Origin of the sequence: Exiguobacterium sp. s16, assembly GCF_018618115.1 — a bacterium.
GTDB classification, from domain to species: domain Bacteria; phylum Bacillota; class Bacilli; order Exiguobacteriales; family Exiguobacteriaceae; genus Exiguobacterium; species Exiguobacterium mexicanum_A.
In genome coordinates this window covers 333,786-355,059 of record NZ_JACSLM010000002.1, presented here as the reverse complement: position 1 = coordinate 355,059, position 21,274 = coordinate 333,786, and the positions used below count along the sequence as shown (strand labels likewise).

The window sequence follows — 21,274 nt, the reverse complement described above, 5'->3', positions numbered from 1 at the left end:
TGGAAAACGAAAACGTTTTCATCCTCATTATTTCATATTTTGGTCTCAGTGGAAACGTCTGGGCGTTCGATTCCAGCTGTCCGCTTAATTTCTTTTGTCAGTCCGATCGTCGCTTGCTTAAGCTCCATCGTCTCGTCTTTCACGTTAACGGAATAGGCCTTCATCTGCTTCACAGAGGCGTTGACCGTATCGACGTGTTGCTTGATTTCATTGACGAGACCTTGGATGACGTTCGCACGAATCTGGAAACGTTCCGTCAAACGGGTGACCCGCCGCACGTCCGTCTTCATCTTGTTACGGTACAATAAGAACCCATACAAACCGAGCCCGACTAGTGCGAGCACAATGATGCCGAGATTGATCCAAATCATGTATCTTCCTCCTTCAACCGATATAAGGTATGCGCGATTGCTTCTGTGCTGAGCGAGGCGTCAAGCACGTGATCGGCACGCGCGTAGAGCGGCCGCCGACGTTCGTACAACGCTTCGACGGCCGCCTTGCCGTGGCGCACGAGAGGCCGGTCCGAGTCTTTGATTCGGTCCCAACACATCTCATACGGTAGATCAAGTGCGATGACGACACCGTTTTCGCGCATCCAATCGAGATTTTCGTCTCGTTCGACGATTCCGCCGCCTGTCACGATATAGGCAGCGCTCGCCTGTCGCAAAATCTCACTTTCTTGCAGGCGAAACGCTTCCTCCCCGTAACGGTCAAAATATGCGGGGATGTCCATTTGGACGTCCATTTCGAACAGCTCATCCAAATCGACGACGTAATTCGATTTTTCAAGATATCGTTTTAAGCTTGATTTACCTGTACCCATAAACCCGATGATGTAAAACGGTTTAGTCATCGAAATAAATCACCTCTTTATGTCGTTCTCCGGTCTCAAGGCGAATCTCGACCTCGACCGTCCCGCTGCCGAGCGGTCGACAGTTAATCGTCCCGGTCGGTTTTGTCACCATGACGGCGGACGGACCACAGGACCGTTTGGCGACCATAACGTGTGATTCGAAGCGGATCGCCAAAATATCGAGCGCCAGTCGGTCGGTCGTTCGTTCCATATCAGTATACCAAAACATCGCTCCGCCGAGTAACCACGTCAACACGATTAACGTCGACATCACAAAGTATCCGCGCGCATGCACATCACGCTCTTCTCGCGGGGGCCGGTCGCGTCGGTCCACCGGATGCGAAAACCCTCTCCTACCGGTTCGACCTGATACGTCTCGATTCCTCTTAAAAATAGTAAATTCCCTCCCTCGTCTCCGACCATGACCAAATTGCGATTGATCTGTTTGAGCGTCCACGACCACGTTGTGTCGTCCGGGCGCACGTATGTGCCGACAAGACGTCCCGATTCGACAACGCAATCCCGGCTATCGAAAAGTTTTCGCACGATCAGTTGGGGCGTCGTCGGCACCATGTCACGTGGTTGCTCATAAAACGCCTGGCCGAGTGCCAACAAGTGAACCGTGAGTCCAACGAACAGCGGGATCAACAGCAACGTGAAGCTCACTTCAAGTAACGTGAACCCCCGCTCAAAGCGTCGGGAGACATAGGTCACCATCACAGATTTCTGTGCGTCCGCTCGGTTCGACCGCATCGTGCAACACCTCCCCTTGAAGCCGCTCATAACGCCGAACGGTCGTTTCGAGACGGTCGACCCGGTCCGTCGCGCCCTCGACAAAAGGTGCCACGACCCCGACCCACGCCAGGAGGAGCGCCAGGCTAAGGCAGATTTCCCAAAACGTGATACCTTGCTCATCTCCCTTCAACGCGAAGCACCTCCGGCTCATACGTCCCCATTCTAAACTTCAACGTCACCATCGTCGGTCCCGTATAAAACTTCCACTGCCCTGCATACGTCGCCGCTGTACGTGAGAAGACGATCTCACTCGTGGCCGGGAGACTCATCTCGACCCCATCGGGTACAACACGCGATGCGATCGGCGTCATCCCACAGGCGATTTGATAGCGCCGTTCTTTTATGTACCACCGTAGACGCGGCACACATGATTCATCGGCGGCGACGTATGGATATTGGCCAACCTCGTTGATATCGCTCACAAGTGCCTCGGTGAAATCAAACAAGGCCAATCGATCCATCGAACGGACGACCGGGGTCGTCATTAACAGCAGGAGCGACAAGATGACGAGGACGGATGCCATCTCGACGAACGTATATCCGTCTTGCCTCATTGTTTTGTCAACGTACCGGTCGTCGGGGCGTACGTGTAGACCATCGATTGACAACTATACTCGAGCGGACTCTCCGTCGAGGCCCGTTCGATGACCGCCAACGTCTCCGGATAGGATTTGTGTTCCGCATAATACAAGTTGATTTCCGACTCGACAATGCGCACACTCCCTTCACAACTGACACTGTCTGCCCGGGATTTCCCGTCTGACATCGAGGGAACGAGCAGTAACAGTAAAACCGAGATGATGAGTAAGACGGCAGCCATTTCAACGAGCGTGAACCCTTGTTCTGATTTGAATCGTGTCATGTTGTTGTTCCTCCTTGTTATAGTTGGGCCATGATCAATTTGACCGGCAAATAAATCGTGTAAAAAATCATTGTCACCATCATTGTCAAAAATCCGTATAATACCGGCTCGGCCTTGGTGATTAGTTGTTTCCAATACAATTCCATCTCTTCAAACACGAGATCACGATGCAACGTCATGATCGATCCCAGCTCACCACTCACCGTACCGACGCCGAAGAGACTGACGACCTCATGCTCGAGCAACCGTTCTTGCCGGGCCGCCTCTTCGAGTTCAAGACCGTCCGACATACGCTCATGGATCCGTCTCGCGATGGCCGCGACTTCCCCGTCACCCCGAGACAAACGCTCGATGATATGACGGACCGAACCTTGCCCTTCACTTAAGAGCGAGAGCTCACTGACGAACAAATACGTGACGTACAGCCGCCTGCCTCGTTCGACGACACGTAGCGGCACGAGCCGGCCGCGTCTCCCGTTCCAGTAGAGGGCCGCTCCGGTCACGAGCAAGCCGATGAATAGACCCGGGAAAAACCAACGGGACAACAGAATTGCGTTTACCCCATCTAGCGCCTCGACGTCCACCATCGACAGCAATTTCGGGAAAATATAGAGCGCATAAATCGCCCCGAGTCCGAGCAGCATCGTCAAAATCACGAGCGGATATCGCGCTAGCTGCTTGAGCTCTTGTTGCAGGTTTCGGCGCATCGTCGACAAGACGAGCACTTGCTCAAGCCCTTCTAAAAAGTGATGGCCCCGCTCCGCCGTGACGAGCATCTCGCGCATTCTTGGGTCGGTGACGAGTCCCGAGAACACCTCGGCGAGCGGCCGACCTTGCTCGAGTTGAAGCCGCATGTCCCGAATCACTTGTTTTGCTCTCCCTCGTTCATGAAGCTCAAGTGTTTCGAACGTCTTTTTCAATCCAACACCCCGGGCCTGCAGCCTGAGAAAGCGACGGATCGTGAACAAGTCTTTACTCATCTGGTCTCGGACCATGAACAGCTCACCTCCTCTTCGCGGTGCAGGATGCACCAATGACGGGCGACCTCCATCTTGCCGACGAGCTGTTCGAGCCGATGTTCGCCGTCCTCGACACTTGCCGTATGGAACGTCGCGATCGTCAAATGGCCACTGAGCGCCGCGTCGTGTGCCACCCGCAACTCCTCGCTCGTCCGGATCTCTCCGATGACGATGACGTCTGGGTCGGCCCGAAGTGTCTCTTTCAATAAACTGCGATGGTCAAGTCCCGCTTTCGGGTTGACCTCGAGTTGAATCACTCCCGGCACCTGCTTCTCCGGAGGGTTCTCGATCGTCACGATTCGGCGGCCGCCCAAACTTTGCAAAAATGCGTAGAGGACCGTCGTCTTACCTGCCCCCGTCGCGCCGCCAATCAATAACAATCCTTGCCGGAGCATAGCCAACTTCAAAAAGCGGTTCACATCCTCATCGTCTAGCAACTCGGACAACTGAAACGAGGCGTTCGGGAGTCGCCACGACATAAGCGTATGGTCGAATGAAGGTAAAAACGTGACCCGGATCGCGTCCTCCGTCCCGACGTACATACCAGACTGAGGCACGCGATGATCCGTTTCCGTTAGCGAGCACCAATATTTCATATGTAACGTCAACCGTTCGTAGTCAAACCGTGTCATCGACTCCAGTCGATGCAAGAGCGTCCCGTGGCGAACTTGAATCATCACCTCGTCTCCGTATGGCATAAAATGGACATCGCTCGCATTCAAATTTCGCGCCGCTCCCACGACACGCTCGATCACTCGTTTCATCTCCACCACCTCAATAAGAGCATAAAAAAAAGCCCACTCCTTGGAAAGTGGACTTGTGTCAGGATACGTTTGCAGTTGTTGATTCGAAACGGCGGGCATACGCCTCGATTGTCGCTTTGTCATAGCCGACAATGACTTCGTTGCCATCCGTCAAGATTGGACGTTTCAATAGTTTCGGGTTGTCGCTCATCAATTTGAGCAATTCACTTAGCTTCAAATCTTCGACGTCGATGTCGAGTTGTTTGAACGCCTGACTTCTCGTCGCGAGAAGCGAGTCGACACCGTTTTCACTGAGTGCTAACAGCGTCATCAACTCATCTACCGTCGGGGCGTTCCGGAAGATATGGCGCTCGCTCACCTCGAGGTGTTGCTCTTGTAAAAACGCTTTCGTCTTACGGCATGAGGTACAGCTCGGATACGTATAGAACATCAATTCATTTGCCATTTTAATACCTCCTTTGAAGTTGAGAACCAATTCGTTCGATGTGTGTAAATCGATTATACAACCTTATACCCGTTTTGTACATAGTTTGTACAAGTTTTTTTATTTTTTTGTACAAGTTTGTACAACCTAATTATTTCACATATTTTTCACGATTATTTTGCTCAATTCACACGTTTCCATAGCATTTTTCTGAATGTGTTGGTAAAATAGTGAATGAGAATGGAATAATGCACGTATGGGGGGATTAACATGGCGAGAATGTTCCGTGTCCTAGGCTTTTGGACTGGGTTGATCGCGGCGCTTGCTTTCGTAGGCGCACTCGGTGGAGATCAAAGCAGTAGCGAACATAGTGGTGACTTCGTCGTAATGGGTCTTGTCTTTTTAGCTCAAACTATTTTCTTCGTCGCACTAGGCTACTTGAAACTCACTGAAAAAACGTATGTATACGTGTTCGGCGCGTATTTGACTGTCTTCTTCGTCGTCTTCACGTATTGGAGTAACTTCCAAATGTAAAAAAAGATTGTCTCCTCGTGAGACAATCTTTTTTTGATTCATCGCTCGAAAAATGGATTCGTCCGAATTTCGGCCTCGAGCGTCGTCTTCGGCCCATGTCCAGAATAGAGCACGGTCTCGCCTGGTAACAGCTGTCGCATCCGATCGATCGATCCGAGCAAAGTGGCCTGGTCGCCACCGTATAAATCAGTCCGTCCGACCGACTGTTTGAAAATCAAATCCCCACAGAAGGCGATGCGTTCAGTCGGGATGTGGAGCGTGACGCTGCCCGGCGAATGACCAGGCGTGTGATGCAACTCAATCGTGAAGGCACCGATTTCGAGCGTTTTACCTTGATAGACCCGTTCGGCTGGACGCATCGATGCGCTCGGCAGATGGAACTTCGCCGCCCCGTTCTTCTCGTCGTCCATCAGCCACGTCCGTTCCGCTTCATGGACGTACACCGGTACGGCGTAACGATCACGCAGGGCATCGATGCCACCGATATGATCGAAATGGGCGTGTGTCAACAAGATGGCGTTCAAGCCACCGAAGCGTTCGACCGCCTCAAAGAATTTCGGATCGTCCGTACCTGGGTCGACGATGAGGACCGTCCCGTCTTTCTCGAGCACGTATCCGTTCTCTTGGGCCAAGCCCGATGTGATTTTTACAATATTCATTCAGAACACCTCCACATCCCATTCTAATCGATATTGTGGCAAAATTGTAGCGGAGGCTTTCTTTGCTCGACAGCGTGTACATTATCGGATAAAATAATAATGATATTTCAGTGAAATTTTTATGAATTTCATGACGTATAATAAAGGGGGAACTCGTCATGCATTTGTATGAACCATTTGGATGGATCTCGCTCATCGTTGCACTCGTTGCAATCTGGGGAATGGCCCGTTCGTTTAAGAAACGCCAATTCTTTCCACTGGCTTTCGCCGCGGTCACTGTACTCGTATTTGGATTCTTCGGCGTCGCGACATTGATTTACGGTGGAATCCCAGGCTAATGAGCATGAAGACGACCTCGGTCGTCTTTTTTTGTATAACAAACAGCGCCATCCCGGCTTAGCCGGGACGGCGCTGTTTGTTACTGTTCGGTCTGTTCTTTGAAACGAAGCAGATCCGAATAAATCAAGTCATCATTCATTTGGAGAATCTTCTCTGCTTCTTCACTATCCGGTCCACAAAGTGAAACGTCCTCAACGACTTCACCACTCGAGGCGTCATAGCATGTCGATTGCGTCCAGACATACTCCTCAGTGATAACGGTGCCGTCACGGAAGATGGCGCGGCTCGTCCGGTCTTCCGATAACAAGTCGCTACCGAATCCGACCGTGTCCGACGTGTCGATTCCGAGCAAGTGAAGAATCGTCGGTTTCATGTCGACATGACTGCCGATCGTGTCATGTACTTCGCCCTTGGCTTGTCCCGGTAAGTGGACCGCGAACGGGACCGCTTGGAGCTTGGCGACGTCGTATGGCGTCAACTCGTCTTTCCCGAGCAGGTCGGCCATCGCGTCGTTATGGTTCGTCGAGATGCCGTAATGGTCACCGTAGACGACGAAGATCGTGTCATCCCACATGCCGTTCGCCTTCAACTCATCGATGAACAACCCGAGCGCGTAATCCTGATACGCGAGCGCCTGCGGGAAGTTGTTGAGCGTCGTCGAGTTCGTCTCGAATTTCGGGACGAGCTCATAGTCTTCGCTCGGCATCGTGTACGGGAAGTGGTTCGTGAGCGTGATGAACTTCGCGTAGAACGGTTCTGGCAACTCTTCAAGCATCGGGATCGACTGTTCGAAGAAACTGTCGTCGAGAAGTCCCCACTCCGTCATATCCTCGGGGTTACCGAGGTCATAACTCTTCTCGTCGAAGAATTGATCAACGCCGATATTTTTATACATCAAGTCCCGGTTCCAGAACGACTTGTTGTTGGCGTGGAACACGGCCGAATAATAGTTGTCTTCCTTGATCAATTCAGGAAGCGCCTGATACTCGTTGTCGGCGTTCGTGAAGTAGACGGCACCACGCGGGAGGCCATAGAGCGAGTTATCGAGCGCGAACTCGGCATCTGACGTCTTCCCTTGTCCGACCGTATGGTAATAGTTCGGCCAGTAGTGGGACTCTTCGATCAATTTGTTCAAGTTCGGCGTGATGTATTCGCCGTTCGAGGCCTTCATGTTGTGCGTGAAGTTTTGGGCCGACTCGAAAGAGACGACGATCACGTTTTTGCCTTTATATTTCCCGAAGTAGTCCGGGTTCGGTGCCGCGTAATGTTGACGGGTGTACTGTTCAATCTTTGCAAGCTCCGACCCATCGGCCATCGCTTTTTGAGCCGATGTCTTCGTTTGAAGCATGGCGTCATAGACGTGGAAGTTGAACGTCCCGATATTCTTGACCAACAGCTCCCGGTCGAACGAACGCGTCAACAGTTCAGGACGTTCCGTTTCAGCGAGCGACAAGTTGAACAAGAAGACGACGACCGCCGTCGCGAACGTCACGAGCGCTCTGCGATGGGAAGCAGCCGTTGCTGTCGCATTAATGCGCCAGAGGATGAACGGCAAGATAAGGACGTCCCCAAGGATGATCAAATCTTTCCACTCCAACAGTGACGTGAACGACGTCGATAACGTCTCCATGTTCGACGGTTGCAAAATGACCGGCATCGTCAAGTAGTCGGTGAACTCGCGGTAATAGACGGCGTCTGCGAATAAGATGAATGACGCCGCGGCATAGAGCATGTACAATACCCATTTCTGCTTGTTTCCTTTAAAGAAGAAACTGAAGGCGAATAGGAATAAAGTGGAGCTGATCGGGCTGATCAGCAAGATGAATGCCTGGGCGGTGTTTTCAATCGGGATATTGAAGAAAAATTGGTAAACTACGTACGTCTTCGTCCAAAGTAATAGCGAAAAGATCCAAAATAACCGATATTCTTGAAACGAAGCGCGGACCGTATCATTCAGTCGCATAGTAAGCTTCGAAAAGCTCTGAGATGACTTCATCTGACGGCCTCCTCCTCTGTTCAACGGGTGACGAGCTCAAACGGAGTCCGTCCCCCTATTTTTTTTATAAGTCCAGTAAGCTTGTTATCCATTTCACGTACGATAACAGTCCGGTATCAAGTCCAAATCTTACCCCTTTTTTAACAAAAAATCAACTCTGTCATTACAAATTTTACATTATCCCATACCCGTTCCATATGAAAAACACGCCTGCGTCAAGACGCAGGCGTGCATGGACAATTATTAGACACGGGTTGGCAAGAAATGTTTGCGGGCGAGCCAAGCACACCCGATGACACCGGCGTCGTTCTCGAGTTCCGCAATTTTGAACGTGGTCGAGGCGTAGACGCGTTCAAGCGCGAACCGTTTGAACTGCTCATCGAGCGGTTCAAGGAGCGCTTCACGCGCTTTCGAGACCCCTCCACCGATGACAATCATCTTTGGATTCAACGTGTTGGCGATATTTGAGATCGTTAGGCCGAGATATTCGGTCATCTCTTCGACGACTTCTGTGGCGACGGGATCGTTCGCCTTGAACGCTTCAAACACGTCACGTGCCGTCACTTCTTTCAACTCGTTCAACGACGTCGTCCGATTTTTTCGTTTTTGGAGCGCCAAGCGGGCGACACCTGTCGCCGAAGCGATCGTCTCGATGCAACCTTTGCGTCCGCAACCGCACATGACGGCTTTCGACTCGTCACGTTCAACAGTGATGTGACCAATCTCTCCAGCCATCCCTGCTGCCCCGTGGACGATGTTTCCATTCGTGATGACACCGCCACCGACGCCCGTGCCGAGTGTAATGGCAAGGAGTTCTGACGCGCCTTCACCGGCACCTTTCCACATCTCACCGAGTGCGGCGGCGTTCGCGTCGTTCTCTAGGACGGCCGGCAATCCCACGGCTTTCTCAAACTCGCTGACGAGCGCAAAGTTTTTCCAACCGATGTTCGGCGAGTATTCGACGACACCCTCGGAGAAGTTGATGAATCCAGGTGCCCCGATTCCCGCACCGGCGAACTCCTCTTTCGCTTTGCCCGATTTTTCTAGATAAGCCTCGAATGAAGCAGCGATATCAGTCGGAATATGTACCCCGTTTTCTCGAATGTCCGTCGTGATCTCCCATTTGTCAGAAATGATCCCGTTCATATCTAAGACGGCCATTTTCACCGTCGTCCCACCAATGTCGATTCCTAATAACCACTTCATCTGTTCCACTCCTCATCTCGATTAAATCGCTTTCATCCCATAGTTTACACTATTAAACCCCTAGTGCAAACCTTTGCACTAGGGGTTTTTCTGTCAATCTATTGAATTTTTCAATTCATGCGTCAAAATGATCTTGGCCGTGTCATACTCTCGTTGTTCAATCATCCCGCCGGCATGCAACTCGTCGAGTTCCATCATCATGAGGCCAATCTCGGCATCGCGTTCGCCGATATAAATGATCGTCCCGAATGATTTCAAGAATTGTTGGACATCATAAAAATTTCTCATCGTCCGTCTCCCATCGTCGTGAGCACGTAACGATAGAGCAGTTCCCGTGTCGCCTCGAGCGATTTTGTATGCGTCCGCTCATAGCTATGGCTCGACTCGATGCCTGGTCCGAGGAGTGCATGGCGTACATCGTAGCCGGCACTGATTGCTGCCGAGGCGTCGGATCCATAATACGGATAAATATCGACTTTATGGGCGATACCGTGTTCCCGGCACAACGCGGTGAACTGACGGCGTAATCCGAGATCGTACGGACCTGATGAATCTTTCGCGCAGATTGAAACCGTATATTCGTCCGAGTGCTGGCCGTCCCCGAGCGCCCCCATATCGACGGCGATATATTCGGTCACCGCCTCCGGGATCCCGGCGTTGCCCCCGAACCCGACCTCTTCATAGTTGGAGATCAAGTAATGGACCGGATGTGGCAAGTCGGCGCCGACGAGGTCTTTTGCCAAGTCGAGCAAAATGGCGACGGACGCCTTGTCGTCGAGGTGTCGAGATTTGATATAACCCGCGTTCGTCTGGCGAAAGCGTGGATCGAACGAGACAAAGTCCCCGACCTCGATGCCCAGGGCACGCACGTCTTCAGCCGAATGAACGTCAGCGTCCAGTCGTACCTCGATATTTGATGCCGTCCGTTCGGCACTGTTCGTGTCTTTATACACATGGACGCTTGATTGATGGATAAGAATCGTTCCTTCGACAGGTTCACCCGCCTCCGCATGGACCAAACAGTTCTCCCCTTCAATGGCGGTCCAGGCGTAGCCGCCGACTTGTGTCAACCGTAGACGGCCACTCGGCAAAATCTCTTTCACCATCGCCCCGAGCGTGTCGACGTGAGCCGTCAACAGGCGCGCCCGATCCGATTTCCCGTCAAACGTCGCCAGGAGCGCTCCTTTATTCAAGCGTTTCGTGGCGACGCCGAGATTCGTGAGTTCTTGCTCCACGAAGCCGATCGCCTCATCCGTCATGCCGGACGGACTCGGAATTTCAACCAGTTGCTTCAACGTATTAATCATATCCTTACTCCTTTGTCATCGATTATAGCCGAACCAGAATAACGCTCCAGATGCCACGAGTACGATCACCGCAAACAACAGGCGGCGCTTCTTCGTATGCTCATCCGGCAAGCCGACCACTCCCGCCATCAGAAAACCCCCGACCAGCCCCCCCGCATGTGCGGAATGGTCCAAACTAGCGCCAAGGACGAAAGCGAGTCCTACGTTTAATCCTAACATAATAAACAGCGGCGGACCGAGCGTCTTCATAAATAAGGAACGGTCTCGGAGGCCAAAATAGAGGAGTGCCCCGACGAGCCCGAACAGCGCCCCCGATGCCCCGGCCGATATGGCTTCGCTGAACGCGTAAGAGGCGACTGTGGCGATGACGCCGGCTAACAAATAAATGGTGACGAAGCGTGACGAACCGTACATCCGTTCAACGAGCGGACCGAGCGACCAAAGCGCGAACATATTGATTGCGAAATGGAACCAGCCGATATGGAGAAACATCGGTGTGACCAGGCGCCACCACTCCCCTTCGTCGATGAGTGGATTCACTTTCGCCCCGAAGCGGATGAGCGTATTCGGGTCGAGCGTCGACCCGATCGATTCGGCGAACCACATGACAAGAAACGTCACGAACATGAGTCCATAGACGAATTGTGGTTTCCCGAAGGAGAACCGTTGCTTTAGTTCGTTCTTCCGTTGTTGATCGAGCGCGACGGCCCGTGGTCGGTACGACTCTTCTGTTTGCCCACACGGTCTCATGCCGAGCTTCACTTTCGCCGCAATCGGGAACGTGAGGGACGATAGGCGCTCCTCATCGACAAGCGGATCGCCGTAAATGTGGACGTGTAACTTCTCACGACCGATGCGGGCCAATCGAAACGAGTTCATGACCGCCTCGACGTCCATGCCGACATGGTTCGCCCAGGCTTTGTCCGTCCGTATGTAGAGGTGATAGACGTCCCCCGCTTTCGTGTCGAACAATAAAAGTGCCCGCGACGGCTCTAAGATGCCCTCGATGCGCCCTCCCGATTCGACCGCACGATATACGTCTTCCCAAAAACAAGCTGGCTCTGACATCGATGGTCACCTCCTTCTATACTTTTATTTTAAAGGAAATTATAGCTGGCGACAAAAGAGAGCCTCTATGCAACGTGTCGAGAAGAGCGGATGACAAAAAAACCGTAGCGGCGTTAGGCGGCTACGGTGATGAGCGAAGGATTGCTCGGTTTTATAAGACAGGTTGCATCGTTTTCAAGAGCACTTCTGCCGAATGATGCATCTTTTGTTTTTCTTCTTCTGATAACTCGATTTCCACGACTTGACGGACACCTTGACGGTTGATGATCGCTGGTACCCCGATGTGGATGTCGTTCAAACCGTACTCACCGTCCAAGTGCGCGCCGACCGTCAATAACGTGTTCTCGTTGCGAAGCACGGCTTTGACAAGACGAAGGAGACCAAGACCGATGGCGTAGTACGTCGCCCCTTTACGTTCGATGATATGGTAGGCTGCGTCACGAACGTTGACGTAGATATCTTCGAGGTCTTCCCATGTGTACTCGTCATTCTCTTCAAGCAACTGTTCGACCGATTTTCCGTAAATACGGGCGTTGCTCCATGCCGCGAACTCTGTGTCGCCATGCTCGCCCATAATGTAAGCGTGGCAGTTACGTGGATCGACGTTGAAGTAATCACCGAGCATGTAGCGAAGACGTGACGTATCGAGTACCGTTCCTGAACCGAACACCCGATGCTTCGGTAATCCTGAATATTTCCAAGCCAAGTGGGTCATGATGTCGACCGGGTTTGAGGCGATGATGATGATGCCATCAAAACCAGATGCCATGATGTCCCCAATCATCGACTTCATGATTTTGGCGTTCTTTTCGACGAGGTCGAGACGTGTTTCACCTGGTTTTTGCGGTGCGCCGGCAGTGATGACGACGATATCTGCTGCACCACAGTCTGTGTAGTCTCCTGCCCAGACGCGCATCGGTGAAGAGGCGAACGAGACACCGTGATTCAAGTCCATTGCTTCCCCTTCAGCTTTCGATTTGTTGATATCGATGATCACAAGTTCCTCACAGAGACTAGCTGTCGTCAATTGGTAAGCAAAGCTGGCACCGACCGCTCCGGCCCCGACGAGCGCGACGCGTGTTACTTTAGCATGATTTAATGTTTCCATATTGATTCTCCACCCTTCGAACAATCTGTTTCATGTTTTTGTTTTGTCTGTTACATAAAGATTGTAACATCATTCACAAACACTCACTACAAGGGAAACCGTTTTCAGTTTGGCAATATTGTGACAATATTCACATTCATTTGAAACATCTTCACTGACTGTACTACCCTCATCGCAGCAAGAGGAAACTAATCGCCGCCGCCGAGGCGATCGCCAAAAAGTTGACGGCGTCATTGCCGAGAAAGCGCCAGCCTGAAACGTAAGTCGTCGGCTCGTGATGATGGACTTTCTTCTCGGTCAGCTTACCGCATACACGACAACGAAACTTGCGTTGAACCGTCGCCCCAAGGAGAGTGTCGACAACGCTTCCGGTCAACCCGAGAGCAATCAACAAGCCGGCGAACCGTAAGCTGATATCGATAAATGGCAACGAAGCGACGATAATGACCGTTGCCCCCGCGACCGACATGAACGTCCCGAACGGAGACACCCCGCCACTCGTTCCCGGTTCCACTTCGCGGAACGTCAAAATGGAGCGCGGTTTTTGTTTGGCGAGCACCCCGAACTCAGAGCCCCAAGTGTCGCTCGTCGCCGCCGCAATCGAAGCGATGTACGCGAATAACCAGGCATCGTTCGGTGTAAGCAACATACCGAGCGCCGTCGCCATCCCGATACCACCGTTGGCGAGCACTTGAACGAAGTCACGAGGTCCCGATTTTTCAACGATTTCATCGACAGGCTCTTTGTCGCGGGAACGGTATTTCGAGGCGAGCGATGACGTCGAAAAGAAGACACCGAGCAAATAGAGCCCGAACCAACCAAATCCGTACCCAATGACTGTACCCGTCACGACCGTCAAGACAGCCCCAGAACGGGTCAGTGAGCGCAGACGATAGCCGGCGAAGGCTACCAGACAAGTTACGAGAAAGATGGCGAGCATAGAATCGTTTCCCTTTCCGTCACGATAAATTCGACAGGAATGTCGTGTGGCTCGACCGGGATTTCATCGAGCAGTTGGACGTCATAGGCCAACGAGATGGTGACACCTTCATACGTCGCTAAAAAACGGTCGTAATACCCCCCACCCCAGCCGATCCGATACCCGGATCGGTCAAAGACACGTCCCGGCACGATACAGACGTCAATCGTCCGCGTCGTCGCGACCGTCGTCGGCTCTAAAATACCCATGACGCCCGGCTCAAGGTCTTCGAATGAATGAATTTCATGGAACGTAAGTCCCTGTTTTGTAACTTTCGGCACGAACACCGATTTTCCTGCCTGCCAAGCTAAGCGAATGAGTGGCAACGTATCAATCTCTAAATCGAGGGCGAGCGTGACGGCCACCGTATCCGCCTCTCGCCACGCCTTCAGTTCGGTCAATGTATGTATGATGACGCGGTCCCGGTCCGGTCGGTCGTCGAGTTCACGGATTTGACGATGTACATTTTGCCGGAGTAGTTTCTTTTCAATCACTTCAATTCCCCCTTGTTCAAAAAAAAGGCCGCCACATGAGTGACGGCCAGTCTCATTATTTCACTTCGCGGTAAAGCGTGTGACGACGGAGACGTGGGTTGTATTTGCGCAATTCGAGGCGCTCTGGGTTGTTACGTTTGTTTTTCTTCGTGATGTACGTGCGATCGCCTGTTTCTGTGCAAGCTAGTGTGATTTTAACGCGCATTTCTTTCACTCCCATCTTACTGATGTTGTATCAAGTGCTTTTGCTTTACAGTCTAAGCATACTCAATTATCCTACCAAGTTTTATTTGAAAAAGCAAGGTTATTTCGTGTTCTTTTTCAAACGTTTCTGCCCGTATGGCGAAGCATCGAGCGGCAGGCAGGTTTTTACGTTATCGCCAATCGGATAGCGCATTCCGACTTCCTCGGTCGACAGTTGTTCGCAAATAAAGACCGTATCGGCTTCAGCGAGGATGCTGCTCTCGATTCGATGGATTGCGTCGAACAGTCCGCCGTGTCCATGCGGATTGCGAGTCGTTTCAAATGACAACATAGTTGAGTATAACGGAACTTGTAGTGCTTTCGCAAGTGAACGTGCCGCTGTAATCGTCATCCAATCGAATTGATGGATCGCTTTGAAGGTGACTTTCGAGACAAGCTCATGTGCAAGTTTGACGTAGGCCACGTTTTGAGCCGCAACTTGGTTCATCACATGCTCCAAGAACGGGCTCGTCAGGCGAACGCGGTACACGTGAACACGGTTGTGGCGTTCATATTCCGGCAACCCTTCTTTGAACGGTGTCAAGACGTACACTGTCTCCCCGTCCGCTGCTCGTGCCTCGACCTCGTCGATGACGCGACGACCGAGGTCCCCGACGACGTTGCCTGTATATTCAGGCGTCAAGACGAGGATCGCCTCGTCCTCTTGGCCACGCTCCGTAGTCACATAATAGTCGTGTGGCGACAAGAACGTGTCGATGTCGATGTCCACATCGTCAAGGAACGGATACGCGCGATAATGTTCAGCGAGCAACTCGTCCGATAGCTTGTCTTGATAAAGTGCCGTCTCGAGTTCGGCGAACAATCGCGTATGCTCGCGGAACCGTTCTGCCGCATATTGGGCCGTGGTCTGCCCGTCGAGGATAAACGCCCAGTCACTCGACACAGCGAGTACGTAATGGCGAATGAGTTGGATCAGTGTCCGGTCGACGAGTGGCGACTTGTGACGATAGTCGGCCACGTCTTTGACGAGTTGCGTCTCCATCATGTGTAAGTGACGTAGCATCCATTCGTTGCGTTCGTTGATCCAGACGTCGCCGTACCCTTTACGTCCCCACGTGTTCATCGATACGTGGACCGTCTCGAGGTCTTGGAAGTGACGCTCGAGGAACAAGGCTGGCGTGATTGTCTCGATGCCAAACTCTTCGAGCCGTTCGGCGACTTTCCCGAGGAACTCGGGTCCTTCAAACCACCAGTGTCCGAACAGCTCAGCATCGAACGGTGCCGTCACGAGGAACGGCGGGAACATCTGTCCACCGTGGGCCTCGAGATGCCCTTCGAGCGTCTGTGCGAAATCGAGGGCGTGGTTGTCGATTTGATGTTCGGCCCAGGCGCGGACATAATAGTCTTTCTCATCCGAGTCGCCCGTGATGCGGTGCATCTTCAAGCCCGTATCGAAGCGAATTCCTTCCGGATGCATGAACTTTTCAATATACTCCCAGTCGCGATCGTAGGCGAGGTCACGATAAAACTCGCGATAGTCCGGATGGCCCGGATACCCGATCATCGAGCTCCAGATTTTTCCGGAGATGATTTGGTCACGCGGGAACAAGGCGACGCCATGTGGCGAGTAGACCGGAGCGCCAATGCCTTTCTCCGGCGTCGGATCAGCTTCGAGCAAGGCGTGCTCATCGACGAACGTATAGCGAATCCCTTCTTCATAAAGGATACGGTCGACACCTGGTGTGTAGGCGCATTCCGGTAACCAAATGCCGGTCGGACGGAACCCGTAATGACGTTCGAAACAGTTCAGTCCCGTCCGGATTTCAGCGCGAGCCGCCTGCTCAGTGAACAAGTGCGGGTTGAAGCCGTGCGTCGCCGTACACGTGACCATATCGATGAACCCTTGCTCACGATATGTACGGAACGCATGGTTCAAGTTCTTTTCCCAATGCAGGAACGTTGTTTTCAAATCGTTGTAGCGCCCGCGATAAAAATGGAGCGTCTCAACTTCCTGTTCGCTCCGTCCTTCGGCGAGCTCGATCTCAATCAATTCGAGCATCTCATCCAAATGTTCCACGTAACGGTCCTGGACGAGCGGGTCGGCGAGCATCTCGACGACGGGCGGTGAGATGCTGACCGTCCAATGGAGCGGTTTTTGCAGACGGTCGACTTGCCAAAGAATCGGGATATATGTCTCGGAGATGGCTTCATACACCCATCTCTCTTCTAGACGGTGTTTCTCTTCATGTCTTACGTACGGAAGGTGGGCATGAAGGACGAGTGAAAAATAACCTGGTTTCATCTAAAAAATCCTCCTCAGCGCACGAATCGATATGCGGAATATTTTGGTAACGTGTCGAGTAGTTCAGGAGCCTCGACTTCCCCGTACTGCCAGCGTCGCACCGGTTCGGCGAAACGACCGTGCCCGGCCGGCTCTGCCCGTGGCGTATCAATCGGTGAGGATGCGAGCAACGGTAGGAACTCCCCTTCCATCGTCCGAATCCCAAACTCAAATACGTATGTCGTATTCGGGTCGAGCGGACGGACGAACCAACTGTTCGTCATCTCCGGCAATTCGAACGTATACGCCCGGTTCGCATGCCCGCTCGCGTAATCAAGCAATGTGATGTCAAGGATGCGGAACGCTTTCGGCAAGTCTTCCCATGGACGCATAAATTGCATCGAGAGCGTCTCTTTGACGCTGTCCGACACTTCCCAGAAGACGTAAACGGCGTTCGGTGATTGGACGACCGCATGCATCAAATCTTGATCGTAGCGGTCTGGGAGCTTCCAGAACCCTTCTGGACCTTTGTCAAGAAGCGGTGATTGGGCAGGCTCCTCGTGTTGCAGTGTCGAAGCGACCTGCTTCACAGACGAGGCGGGTACTTGCTTCGATTTAGATGTCATTGCTTTCTTCCCTTCAGTCTTTCGTTTTGGTGCGGCTACCGGCTTCGCCGGCTCCCCATGTTGGGAACGCCATTTACGCCAAGCGTATTGGACTTTCCCGATTGGCATATCTAATTGTTCTGCAATCTGTTTTAACGTCAGTCCTTGTTGTTTCAAGGAAACGATTTTCTCTTCCATATATATGTGGCTCCCTTCCTAAAAAAAATCCATGTGTTCTACTATTCGCTCCTTATCCGTGAATTCCTGCACAAAAAAAAGTAAAGAACAACTGGTCTGTTGTTCTTTACCACTCTTGTCACTGATTTAAATCATAATGTTTCCCTTTTTCAAGGAAAATGAGATGTTCTCCGAAATTGGTCACATGATCACCCATCCGTTCTAAATAACGGGCGATGTTCGAAAACTCATACACGTCGTTCGTCCCAACCGTCATGTTCGGAACGAATCCCATGTATTGTTTGATTGTCTGTAAGTTCAAATCATCGATGACTTTATCCATCTCATTCAATTCACGCACCCGGCTGACCTCACCCTTCCGGTAAGCGCGCGTCGCGAGCTCGAGCATGTCGATCAACTGCTCGGCCATCTGTTTGAGCGGTTTGATGTCGAGGACGTACGGGACGTGCTCGATACGGCCGACGGCTTTGGCGATGTTCGTCGCATAGTCCGCAATCCGCTCAAGGTCCGTCGCCGATTTCATCGTCACGATCAAGCGGCGGAGGTCGGTTGCGACCGGTTGCTGTTTCGCGATCAATAGAATGGCCTCGTCGTTGATTTCGAGCTCGAGGTCGTCAAGCTCATTATCGTTGTCGATGACCGTCTGGGCGAGCTCGAGGTCACGTTTCTCGAGCACCTCGATGGCGGTCGCCGTCTGGCGCATCGTCAAGTTCGCCAAGCGAACGACTTTATCTTCTAATTCGTTTAACTTCATATCAAAGAATGTGCGATTTTGTGCCATGATTGTCTCCCCTTCTTAACCGAACCGGCCAGAAATATAATCTTCAGTCCGTTTATCAGTTGGATTCGAGAAGATTTTGTCGGTCGCATCGAACTCGACAACTTCTCCGTTCAAGAAGAACGCCGTCTTATCCGATACACGAGCCGCTTGTTGCATGTTGTGTGTGACGATGATGATCGAGTACTGCTCTTTCAACTCTTGGACGAGCTCTTCGACTTTGAGCGTCGAAATCGGGTCGAGCGCTGACGTCGGTTCATCCATGAGGATGACGTCCGGTTCGATGGCGAGCGTACGAGCGATACAGAGACGTTGTTGTTGACCACCCGAGAGGCCATAGGCGTTCTCGTTCAAACGATCTTTCACTTCATCCCAGATCGCCGCGCCGCGAAGCGAACGTTCGACGATTTCATCGAGCACTTTCTTGTTTTTGATTCCGTGTGTACGCGGCCCGTATGCCACGTTGTCATACACTGATTTCGGGAACGGGTTCGGCTGTTGGAATACCATACCGACCGACGTCCGAAGATCTTCGACCCGATAGTCGCGGTCAAAGATGTTGCGGCCGTGATAAAGAATCTCACCGTTCGTACGCACCGAAGGCACGAGCTCGACCATCCGGTTCAACGTCTTGATGAACGTCGACTTCCCGCAACCCGACGGACCGATGATGGCCGTCACTTCGTTTTGCTTGATGTCGAGATTGACGTCAATCAACGCCTGATCGTCACCATACCATAAGTTCAAGTTGTTCACGACATAGGCACTGTCTTTCTGCATCACCGTTTCGTTCGGTTGGGTCGTCGTTGTATTCACTTCATGATCTCCTTTGAGTTCTTTTTGTTTCATCATCTCGAGAGTCCTCCTCGTTTACTGCTACGACTTAATGTCGGTTCGTATATTTGTTACGGATATAGATGGCGGCCGAGTTCATGATGATCAACATCGTCATCAAAACGATGATACCGGCAGCGGCCAAGTTTTGGAATTCCGCTTGCGGACGGCTCGTCCAGTTATAGATTTGAATCGGGAGCGCTGTGAAGTCCGAGAACACGCTGCTCGGCGTCGTCGAAATAAACGTCGCCGCTCCGACCATGATCAATGGAGCCGTCTCGCCAATCGCACGTGATACGGCCAAGATGATCCCTGTGATAATCCCTGGAATCGCCGACGGCAAGACGACGTTGAACGTCGTCTGCCATTTCGAGGCTCCGAGCGCGAGCGATGCGTGACGCAACTCCATTTTGACCGAGCGGAGCGCTTCTTGCGACGCGACGATGACAATTGGTAGACTCATCAGTCCGAGCGTCAAGGCTCCGGCCATAATCGAATTCCCGAGTTCCATGACACGTACAAAAATGGTCAATCCGAGCAAACCGAACACGATTGACGGCACGCCGGCCAAGTTCGAAATGTTCACTTCGATAAACGACGTGATGCGGTTCTTCGGTGCGTACTCTTCAAGATAAATCGCGGCACCGACACCGATGACAAACACCATCGGGACGATGAGAAGCATCAACCAAAACGTCCCAATCAAGGCAGGGTACAGCCCGGCCTGTTCAGGACGACGGGATGGGAAGTTGCGGAGAAAATCCAAATTCACCCAGCCGCCACCTTTAGAAACGACGTCATAAATCAACGTCGACAAGACGAGCAGGGCGAAAACGAGCCCCGCTAAGAAGATATATTTAAAAATCTCATTCAATTGAAGACGGCGTTTGATTCGTTGTGAAACCGAATCACGATCCATCAAGTTCTTCGTATTCTTGAACTCACTGTTCGGCAATGCCATATTAGTACTCCTCTCTGAAGCGGCGCGTCACCCAGTTCGCGAATAGGTTCATCACAAGGGTGAAGACGAACAATAGCGCACCAACCGCATAGATACTGTAGTATTCGATTGTCCCGTATCCTGCATCACCTTTGGCGATTTGGACAATATACGCCGTCATCGTTTGAATCGCGTTGAGCGGGTTGAACTCGAAGTTCGGCTGCGACCCACCAGCGATCGTTACGATCATCGTCTCACCGATGGCACGGCTCATCCCGAGGACGATCGAGGCGATAATCCCTGAGAGCGCGGCTGGCATGACGACTTTGATGGCGACTTCGAGACGTGTCGCGCCAAGACCGAGGGCTCCATCCCGAATCTTTTTCGGTACGGCGCTCATCGAGTCTTCCGAAATAGAAGCGATCATCGGAATAATCATGATTCCGACAACGATCCCCGGGCTGAGTGCGTTATAGATTTGAAGCCCCGGAATCAACGCTTGCAAAATCGGTGTAACGAACGACAAAGCGAAGAATCCGAAGACAATCGTTGGAACGCCAGCGAGCACTTCAAGAATCGGCTTCAAAATGGTGCGGGCACGCTCAGATGCGTACTCGCTCAAATAAATCGCCGATGCCAAACCGAGCGGGACAGCGACAATCATGGCAATGACGGTGATCTGGAGTGTTCCCATGACGAGGGCCCAGACGCCGAACCGTTGATCGGCACTAAGCGGATACCATTCGGTCGAGCCTAAAAACTCGGCGACCGGTACGCGCTCGAAAAACTTGAACAGTTCAAAACCGAGTGTGAACGCGATGCCGACCGTCGTGACGACCGAAACGAATGCGCTCAAGAATAATAAGAACGGCATGACTTTATCAAACACGTTCGTCGTACTATATTTCTTTTTCTTATTGGCTTCAATCATCTCTCGAATTGACAGCCCTTTGTTTGGTTGATTCATCTCGTGTATCGCTCCCTACCTCTTCATACTAGAAAGCACGGCGAGAAGGCGAGAGCGACT

Annotated in this window: 28 protein-coding genes; 2 read left to right on the top strand and 26 right to left on the bottom strand. The window is 52.0% G+C overall.

Features of this window, described 5'->3' with window-relative positions; translation table 11 throughout:
• Positions 1-32: 32 nt before the first annotated feature.
• Genes KNP86_RS05295 through KNP86_RS05250 form a run of 10 tightly spaced genes read right to left on the bottom strand, consistent with a single transcriptional unit; the run spans position 33 to position 4,738 of the window.
• Positions 33-371, bottom strand: coding sequence for a hypothetical protein (locus KNP86_RS05295; RefSeq protein ID WP_034778008.1), 339 nt, complete (start codon positions 369-371; stop codon positions 33-35).
• Positions 368-853, bottom strand: coding sequence for a shikimate kinase (locus KNP86_RS05290; protein WP_251130429.1), 486 nt, complete (start codon positions 851-853; stop codon positions 368-370). Before KNP86_RS05290 ends, KNP86_RS05295 begins: the two co-directional genes overlap by 4 nt.
• Complete coding sequence (locus tag KNP86_RS05285; RefSeq protein ID WP_214753114.1) at positions 846-1,124, bottom strand: hypothetical protein; 279 nt, start codon at positions 1,122-1,124, stop codon at positions 846-848. The genes KNP86_RS05290 and KNP86_RS05285 overlap by 8 nt, the downstream gene beginning before the upstream one ends.
• Complete coding sequence (locus KNP86_RS05280) at positions 1,124-1,606, bottom strand: prepilin-type N-terminal cleavage/methylation domain-containing protein (RefSeq protein ID WP_214711437.1); 483 nt, start codon at positions 1,604-1,606, stop codon at positions 1,124-1,126. Before KNP86_RS05280 ends, KNP86_RS05285 begins: the two co-directional genes overlap by 1 nt.
• Positions 1,542-1,778 carry a hypothetical protein gene (locus tag KNP86_RS05275; protein WP_214711436.1) on the bottom strand — a complete coding sequence of 79 codons (237 nt, stop codon included), beginning with the start codon at positions 1,776-1,778 and terminating at the stop codon, positions 1,542-1,544. Before KNP86_RS05275 ends, KNP86_RS05280 begins: the two co-directional genes overlap by 65 nt.
• Positions 1,765-2,202, bottom strand: a complete 438-nt coding sequence (locus KNP86_RS05270; protein WP_138859259.1) for a prepilin-type N-terminal cleavage/methylation domain-containing protein — start codon at positions 2,200-2,202, stop codon at positions 1,765-1,767. The genes KNP86_RS05275 and KNP86_RS05270 overlap by 14 nt, the downstream gene beginning before the upstream one ends.
• Positions 2,199-2,510 (bottom strand): prepilin-type N-terminal cleavage/methylation domain-containing protein, encoded by a 312-nt coding sequence (locus KNP86_RS05265; RefSeq protein WP_034778021.1) that lies wholly within the window; start codon positions 2,508-2,510, stop codon positions 2,199-2,201. Before KNP86_RS05265 ends, KNP86_RS05270 begins: the two co-directional genes overlap by 4 nt.
• Before the next feature lie 17 nt (positions 2,511-2,527).
• On the bottom strand, positions 2,528-3,505 hold the full coding sequence (locus tag KNP86_RS05260) for a type II secretion system F family protein (RefSeq protein ID WP_034778022.1): 978 nt from the start codon (positions 3,503-3,505) through the stop codon (positions 2,528-2,530).
• Positions 3,487-4,293, bottom strand: a complete 807-nt coding sequence (locus KNP86_RS05255; RefSeq protein ID WP_214706164.1) for an ATPase, T2SS/T4P/T4SS family — start codon at positions 4,291-4,293, stop codon at positions 3,487-3,489. Before KNP86_RS05255 ends, KNP86_RS05260 begins: the two co-directional genes overlap by 19 nt.
• Positions 4,294-4,351: 58 nt before the next feature.
• Positions 4,352-4,738 (bottom strand): Spx/MgsR family RNA polymerase-binding regulatory protein, encoded by a 387-nt coding sequence (locus KNP86_RS05250; RefSeq protein WP_052090134.1) that lies wholly within the window; start codon positions 4,736-4,738, stop codon positions 4,352-4,354.
• A gap of 249 nt (positions 4,739-4,987) precedes the next feature.
• Between KNP86_RS05250 and KNP86_RS05245 the strand changes: the two genes are divergently transcribed.
• Positions 4,988-5,251, top strand: coding sequence for a DUF2626 domain-containing protein (locus KNP86_RS05245; RefSeq protein WP_021067727.1), 264 nt, complete (start codon positions 4,988-4,990; stop codon positions 5,249-5,251).
• Between the two features lie 38 nt (positions 5,252-5,289).
• On the opposite strand, the gene KNP86_RS05240 is transcribed toward KNP86_RS05245, so the two are convergent.
• Positions 5,290-5,910, bottom strand: coding sequence for an MBL fold metallo-hydrolase (locus KNP86_RS05240; RefSeq protein WP_034778027.1), 621 nt, complete (start codon positions 5,908-5,910; stop codon positions 5,290-5,292).
• 158 nt (positions 5,911-6,068) lie between these two features.
• Here KNP86_RS05240 and KNP86_RS05235 point away from each other — a divergent pair, with 158 nt between their 5' ends.
• Positions 6,069-6,248, top strand: a complete 180-nt coding sequence (locus tag KNP86_RS05235; protein ID WP_029595254.1) for a DUF2759 domain-containing protein — start codon at positions 6,069-6,071, stop codon at positions 6,246-6,248.
• 80 nt (positions 6,249-6,328) lie between these two features.
• On the opposite strand, the gene KNP86_RS05230 is transcribed toward KNP86_RS05235, so the two are convergent.
• The 15 genes from KNP86_RS05230 to pstC form a co-directional block, all read right to left on the bottom strand.
• Positions 6,329-8,245 (bottom strand): LTA synthase family protein, encoded by a 1,917-nt coding sequence (locus KNP86_RS05230; protein ID WP_214753112.1) that lies wholly within the window; start codon positions 8,243-8,245, stop codon positions 6,329-6,331.
• Between the two features lie 243 nt (positions 8,246-8,488).
• Positions 8,489-9,451: an ROK family glucokinase gene (locus tag KNP86_RS05225; RefSeq protein ID WP_034778031.1), complete on the bottom strand. Its 963-nt coding sequence runs from the start codon at positions 9,449-9,451 to the stop codon at positions 8,489-8,491.
• Positions 9,452-9,544: 93 nt separating this feature from the next.
• Positions 9,545-9,739: a YqgQ family protein gene (locus KNP86_RS05220; protein WP_034778034.1), complete on the bottom strand. Its 195-nt coding sequence runs from the start codon at positions 9,737-9,739 to the stop codon at positions 9,545-9,547.
• On the bottom strand, positions 9,736-10,758 hold the full coding sequence (locus KNP86_RS05215) for a M42 family metallopeptidase (protein ID WP_034778036.1): 1,023 nt from the start codon (positions 10,756-10,758) through the stop codon (positions 9,736-9,738). The genes KNP86_RS05220 and KNP86_RS05215 overlap by 4 nt, the downstream gene beginning before the upstream one ends.
• Positions 10,759-10,773: 15 nt before the next feature.
• Positions 10,774-11,826 carry a rhomboid family intramembrane serine protease gene (locus KNP86_RS05210; protein WP_138859253.1) on the bottom strand — a complete coding sequence of 351 codons (1,053 nt, stop codon included), beginning with the start codon at positions 11,824-11,826 and terminating at the stop codon, positions 10,774-10,776.
• A 151-nt stretch (positions 11,827-11,977) separates the two neighbouring features.
• On the bottom strand, positions 11,978-12,934 hold the full coding sequence (locus tag KNP86_RS05205) for an L-lactate dehydrogenase (protein WP_034778040.1): 957 nt from the start codon (positions 12,932-12,934) through the stop codon (positions 11,978-11,980).
• A 169-nt stretch (positions 12,935-13,103) separates the two neighbouring features.
• Complete coding sequence (locus tag KNP86_RS05200; RefSeq protein ID WP_034778042.1) at positions 13,104-13,874, bottom strand: DUF92 domain-containing protein; 771 nt, start codon at positions 13,872-13,874, stop codon at positions 13,104-13,106.
• Positions 13,853-14,407 carry a 5-formyltetrahydrofolate cyclo-ligase gene (locus KNP86_RS05195; protein WP_214753110.1) on the bottom strand — a complete coding sequence of 185 codons (555 nt, stop codon included), beginning with the start codon at positions 14,405-14,407 and terminating at the stop codon, positions 13,853-13,855. Before KNP86_RS05195 ends, KNP86_RS05200 begins: the two co-directional genes overlap by 22 nt.
• A gap of 55 nt (positions 14,408-14,462) precedes the next feature.
• Complete coding sequence (gene rpmG / locus KNP86_RS05190) at positions 14,463-14,627, bottom strand: 50S ribosomal protein L33 (protein ID WP_255313299.1); 165 nt, start codon at positions 14,625-14,627, stop codon at positions 14,463-14,465.
• A gap of 84 nt (positions 14,628-14,711) precedes the next feature.
• Positions 14,712-16,913: a 1,4-alpha-glucan branching protein domain-containing protein gene (locus tag KNP86_RS05185; RefSeq protein ID WP_214753107.1), complete on the bottom strand. Its 2,202-nt coding sequence runs from the start codon at positions 16,911-16,913 to the stop codon at positions 14,712-14,714.
• A 14-nt stretch (positions 16,914-16,927) separates the two neighbouring features.
• Positions 16,928-17,695: a DUF4912 domain-containing protein gene (locus KNP86_RS05180; protein ID WP_214706178.1), complete on the bottom strand. Its 768-nt coding sequence runs from the start codon at positions 17,693-17,695 to the stop codon at positions 16,928-16,930.
• Between the two features lie 118 nt (positions 17,696-17,813).
• A complete protein-coding gene (gene phoU, locus KNP86_RS05175; RefSeq protein ID WP_034778050.1) occupies positions 17,814-18,476 on the bottom strand; it encodes a phosphate signaling complex protein PhoU in 663 nt (220 codons plus the stop codon).
• A gap of 15 nt (positions 18,477-18,491) precedes the next feature.
• On the bottom strand, positions 18,492-19,253 hold the full coding sequence (gene pstB, locus KNP86_RS05170) for a phosphate ABC transporter ATP-binding protein PstB (protein WP_052090224.1): 762 nt from the start codon (positions 19,251-19,253) through the stop codon (positions 18,492-18,494).
• Positions 19,254-19,356: 103 nt separating this feature from the next.
• Positions 19,357-20,268 (bottom strand): phosphate ABC transporter permease PstA, encoded by a 912-nt coding sequence (gene pstA / locus KNP86_RS05165; protein ID WP_034778052.1) that lies wholly within the window; start codon positions 20,266-20,268, stop codon positions 19,357-19,359.
• Between the two features lies 1 nt (position 20,269).
• Positions 20,270-21,214: a phosphate ABC transporter permease subunit PstC gene (gene pstC / locus KNP86_RS05160; protein WP_138859246.1), complete on the bottom strand. Its 945-nt coding sequence runs from the start codon at positions 21,212-21,214 to the stop codon at positions 20,270-20,272.
• Between the last annotated feature and the right edge of the window lie 60 nt (positions 21,215-21,274).

Bases quoted from the DNA above. Each gene is read 5' to 3' on its own strand.
- KNP86_RS05210 (WP_138859253.1), bottom strand. From the start codon at position 11,826: ATGTCAGAGCCAGCTTGTTTTTGGGAAGACGTATATCGTGCGGTCGAA.
- KNP86_RS05295 (WP_034778008.1), bottom strand. From the start codon at position 371: ATGATTTGGATCAATCTCGGCATCATTGTGCTCGCACTAGTCGGGCTC.
- pstC (WP_138859246.1), bottom strand. From the start codon at position 21,214: ATGAATCAACCAAACAAAGGGCTGTCAATTCGAGAGATGATTGAAGCC.
- KNP86_RS05225 (WP_034778031.1), bottom strand. From the start codon at position 9,451: ATGAAGTGGTTATTAGGAATCGACATTGGTGGGACGACGGTGAAAATG.
- KNP86_RS05265 (WP_034778021.1), bottom strand. From the start codon at position 2,510: ATGACACGATTCAAATCAGAACAAGGGTTCACGCTCGTTGAAATGGCT.
- KNP86_RS05255 (WP_214706164.1), bottom strand. From the start codon at position 4,293: ATGAAACGAGTGATCGAGCGTGTCGTGGGAGCGGCGCGAAATTTGAAT.
- KNP86_RS05285 (WP_214753114.1), bottom strand. From the start codon at position 1,124: ATGTCGACGTTAATCGTGTTGACGTGGTTACTCGGCGGAGCGATGTTT.
- KNP86_RS05290 (WP_251130429.1), bottom strand. From the start codon at position 853: ATGACTAAACCGTTTTACATCATCGGGTTTATGGGTACAGGTAAATCA.
- KNP86_RS05250 (WP_052090134.1), bottom strand. From the start codon at position 4,738: ATGGCAAATGAATTGATGTTCTATACGTATCCGAGCTGTACCTCATGC.
- KNP86_RS05270 (WP_138859259.1), bottom strand. From the start codon at position 2,202: ATGAGGCAAGACGGATATACGTTCGTCGAGATGGCATCCGTCCTCGTC.
- rpmG (WP_255313299.1), bottom strand. From the start codon at position 14,627: ATGGGAGTGAAAGAAATGCGCGTTAAAATCACACTAGCTTGCACAGAA.
- KNP86_RS05215 (WP_034778036.1), bottom strand. From the start codon at position 10,758: ATGATTAATACGTTGAAGCAACTGGTTGAAATTCCGAGTCCGTCCGGC.
- KNP86_RS05205 (WP_034778040.1), bottom strand. From the start codon at position 12,934: ATGGAAACATTAAATCATGCTAAAGTAACACGCGTCGCGCTCGTCGGG.
- pstB (WP_052090224.1), bottom strand. From the start codon at position 19,253: ATGCAGAAAGACAGTGCCTATGTCGTGAACAACTTGAACTTATGGTAT.
- KNP86_RS05185 (WP_214753107.1), bottom strand. From the start codon at position 16,913: ATGAAACCAGGTTATTTTTCACTCGTCCTTCATGCCCACCTTCCGTAC.
- KNP86_RS05220 (WP_034778034.1), bottom strand. From the start codon at position 9,739: ATGAGAAATTTTTATGATGTCCAACAATTCTTGAAATCATTCGGGACG.
- pstA (WP_034778052.1), bottom strand. From the start codon at position 20,268: ATGGCATTGCCGAACAGTGAGTTCAAGAATACGAAGAACTTGATGGAT.
- KNP86_RS05230 (WP_214753112.1), bottom strand. From the start codon at position 8,245: ATGAAGTCATCTCAGAGCTTTTCGAAGCTTACTATGCGACTGAATGAT.
- KNP86_RS05260 (WP_034778022.1), bottom strand. From the start codon at position 3,505: ATGGTCCGAGACCAGATGAGTAAAGACTTGTTCACGATCCGTCGCTTT.
- KNP86_RS05180 (WP_214706178.1), bottom strand. From the start codon at position 17,695: ATGGAAGAGAAAATCGTTTCCTTGAAACAACAAGGACTGACGTTAAAA.
- KNP86_RS05240 (WP_034778027.1), bottom strand. From the start codon at position 5,910: ATGAATATTGTAAAAATCACATCGGGCTTGGCCCAAGAGAACGGATAC.
- KNP86_RS05200 (WP_034778042.1), bottom strand. From the start codon at position 13,874: ATGCTCGCCATCTTTCTCGTAACTTGTCTGGTAGCCTTCGCCGGCTAT.
- phoU (WP_034778050.1), bottom strand. From the start codon at position 18,476: ATGGCACAAAATCGCACATTCTTTGATATGAAGTTAAACGAATTAGAA.
- KNP86_RS05235 (WP_029595254.1), top strand. From the start codon at position 6,069: ATGCATTTGTATGAACCATTTGGATGGATCTCGCTCATCGTTGCACTC.
- KNP86_RS05280 (WP_214711437.1), bottom strand. From the start codon at position 1,606: ATGCGGTCGAACCGAGCGGACGCACAGAAATCTGTGATGGTGACCTAT.
- KNP86_RS05245 (WP_021067727.1), top strand. From the start codon at position 4,988: ATGGCGAGAATGTTCCGTGTCCTAGGCTTTTGGACTGGGTTGATCGCG.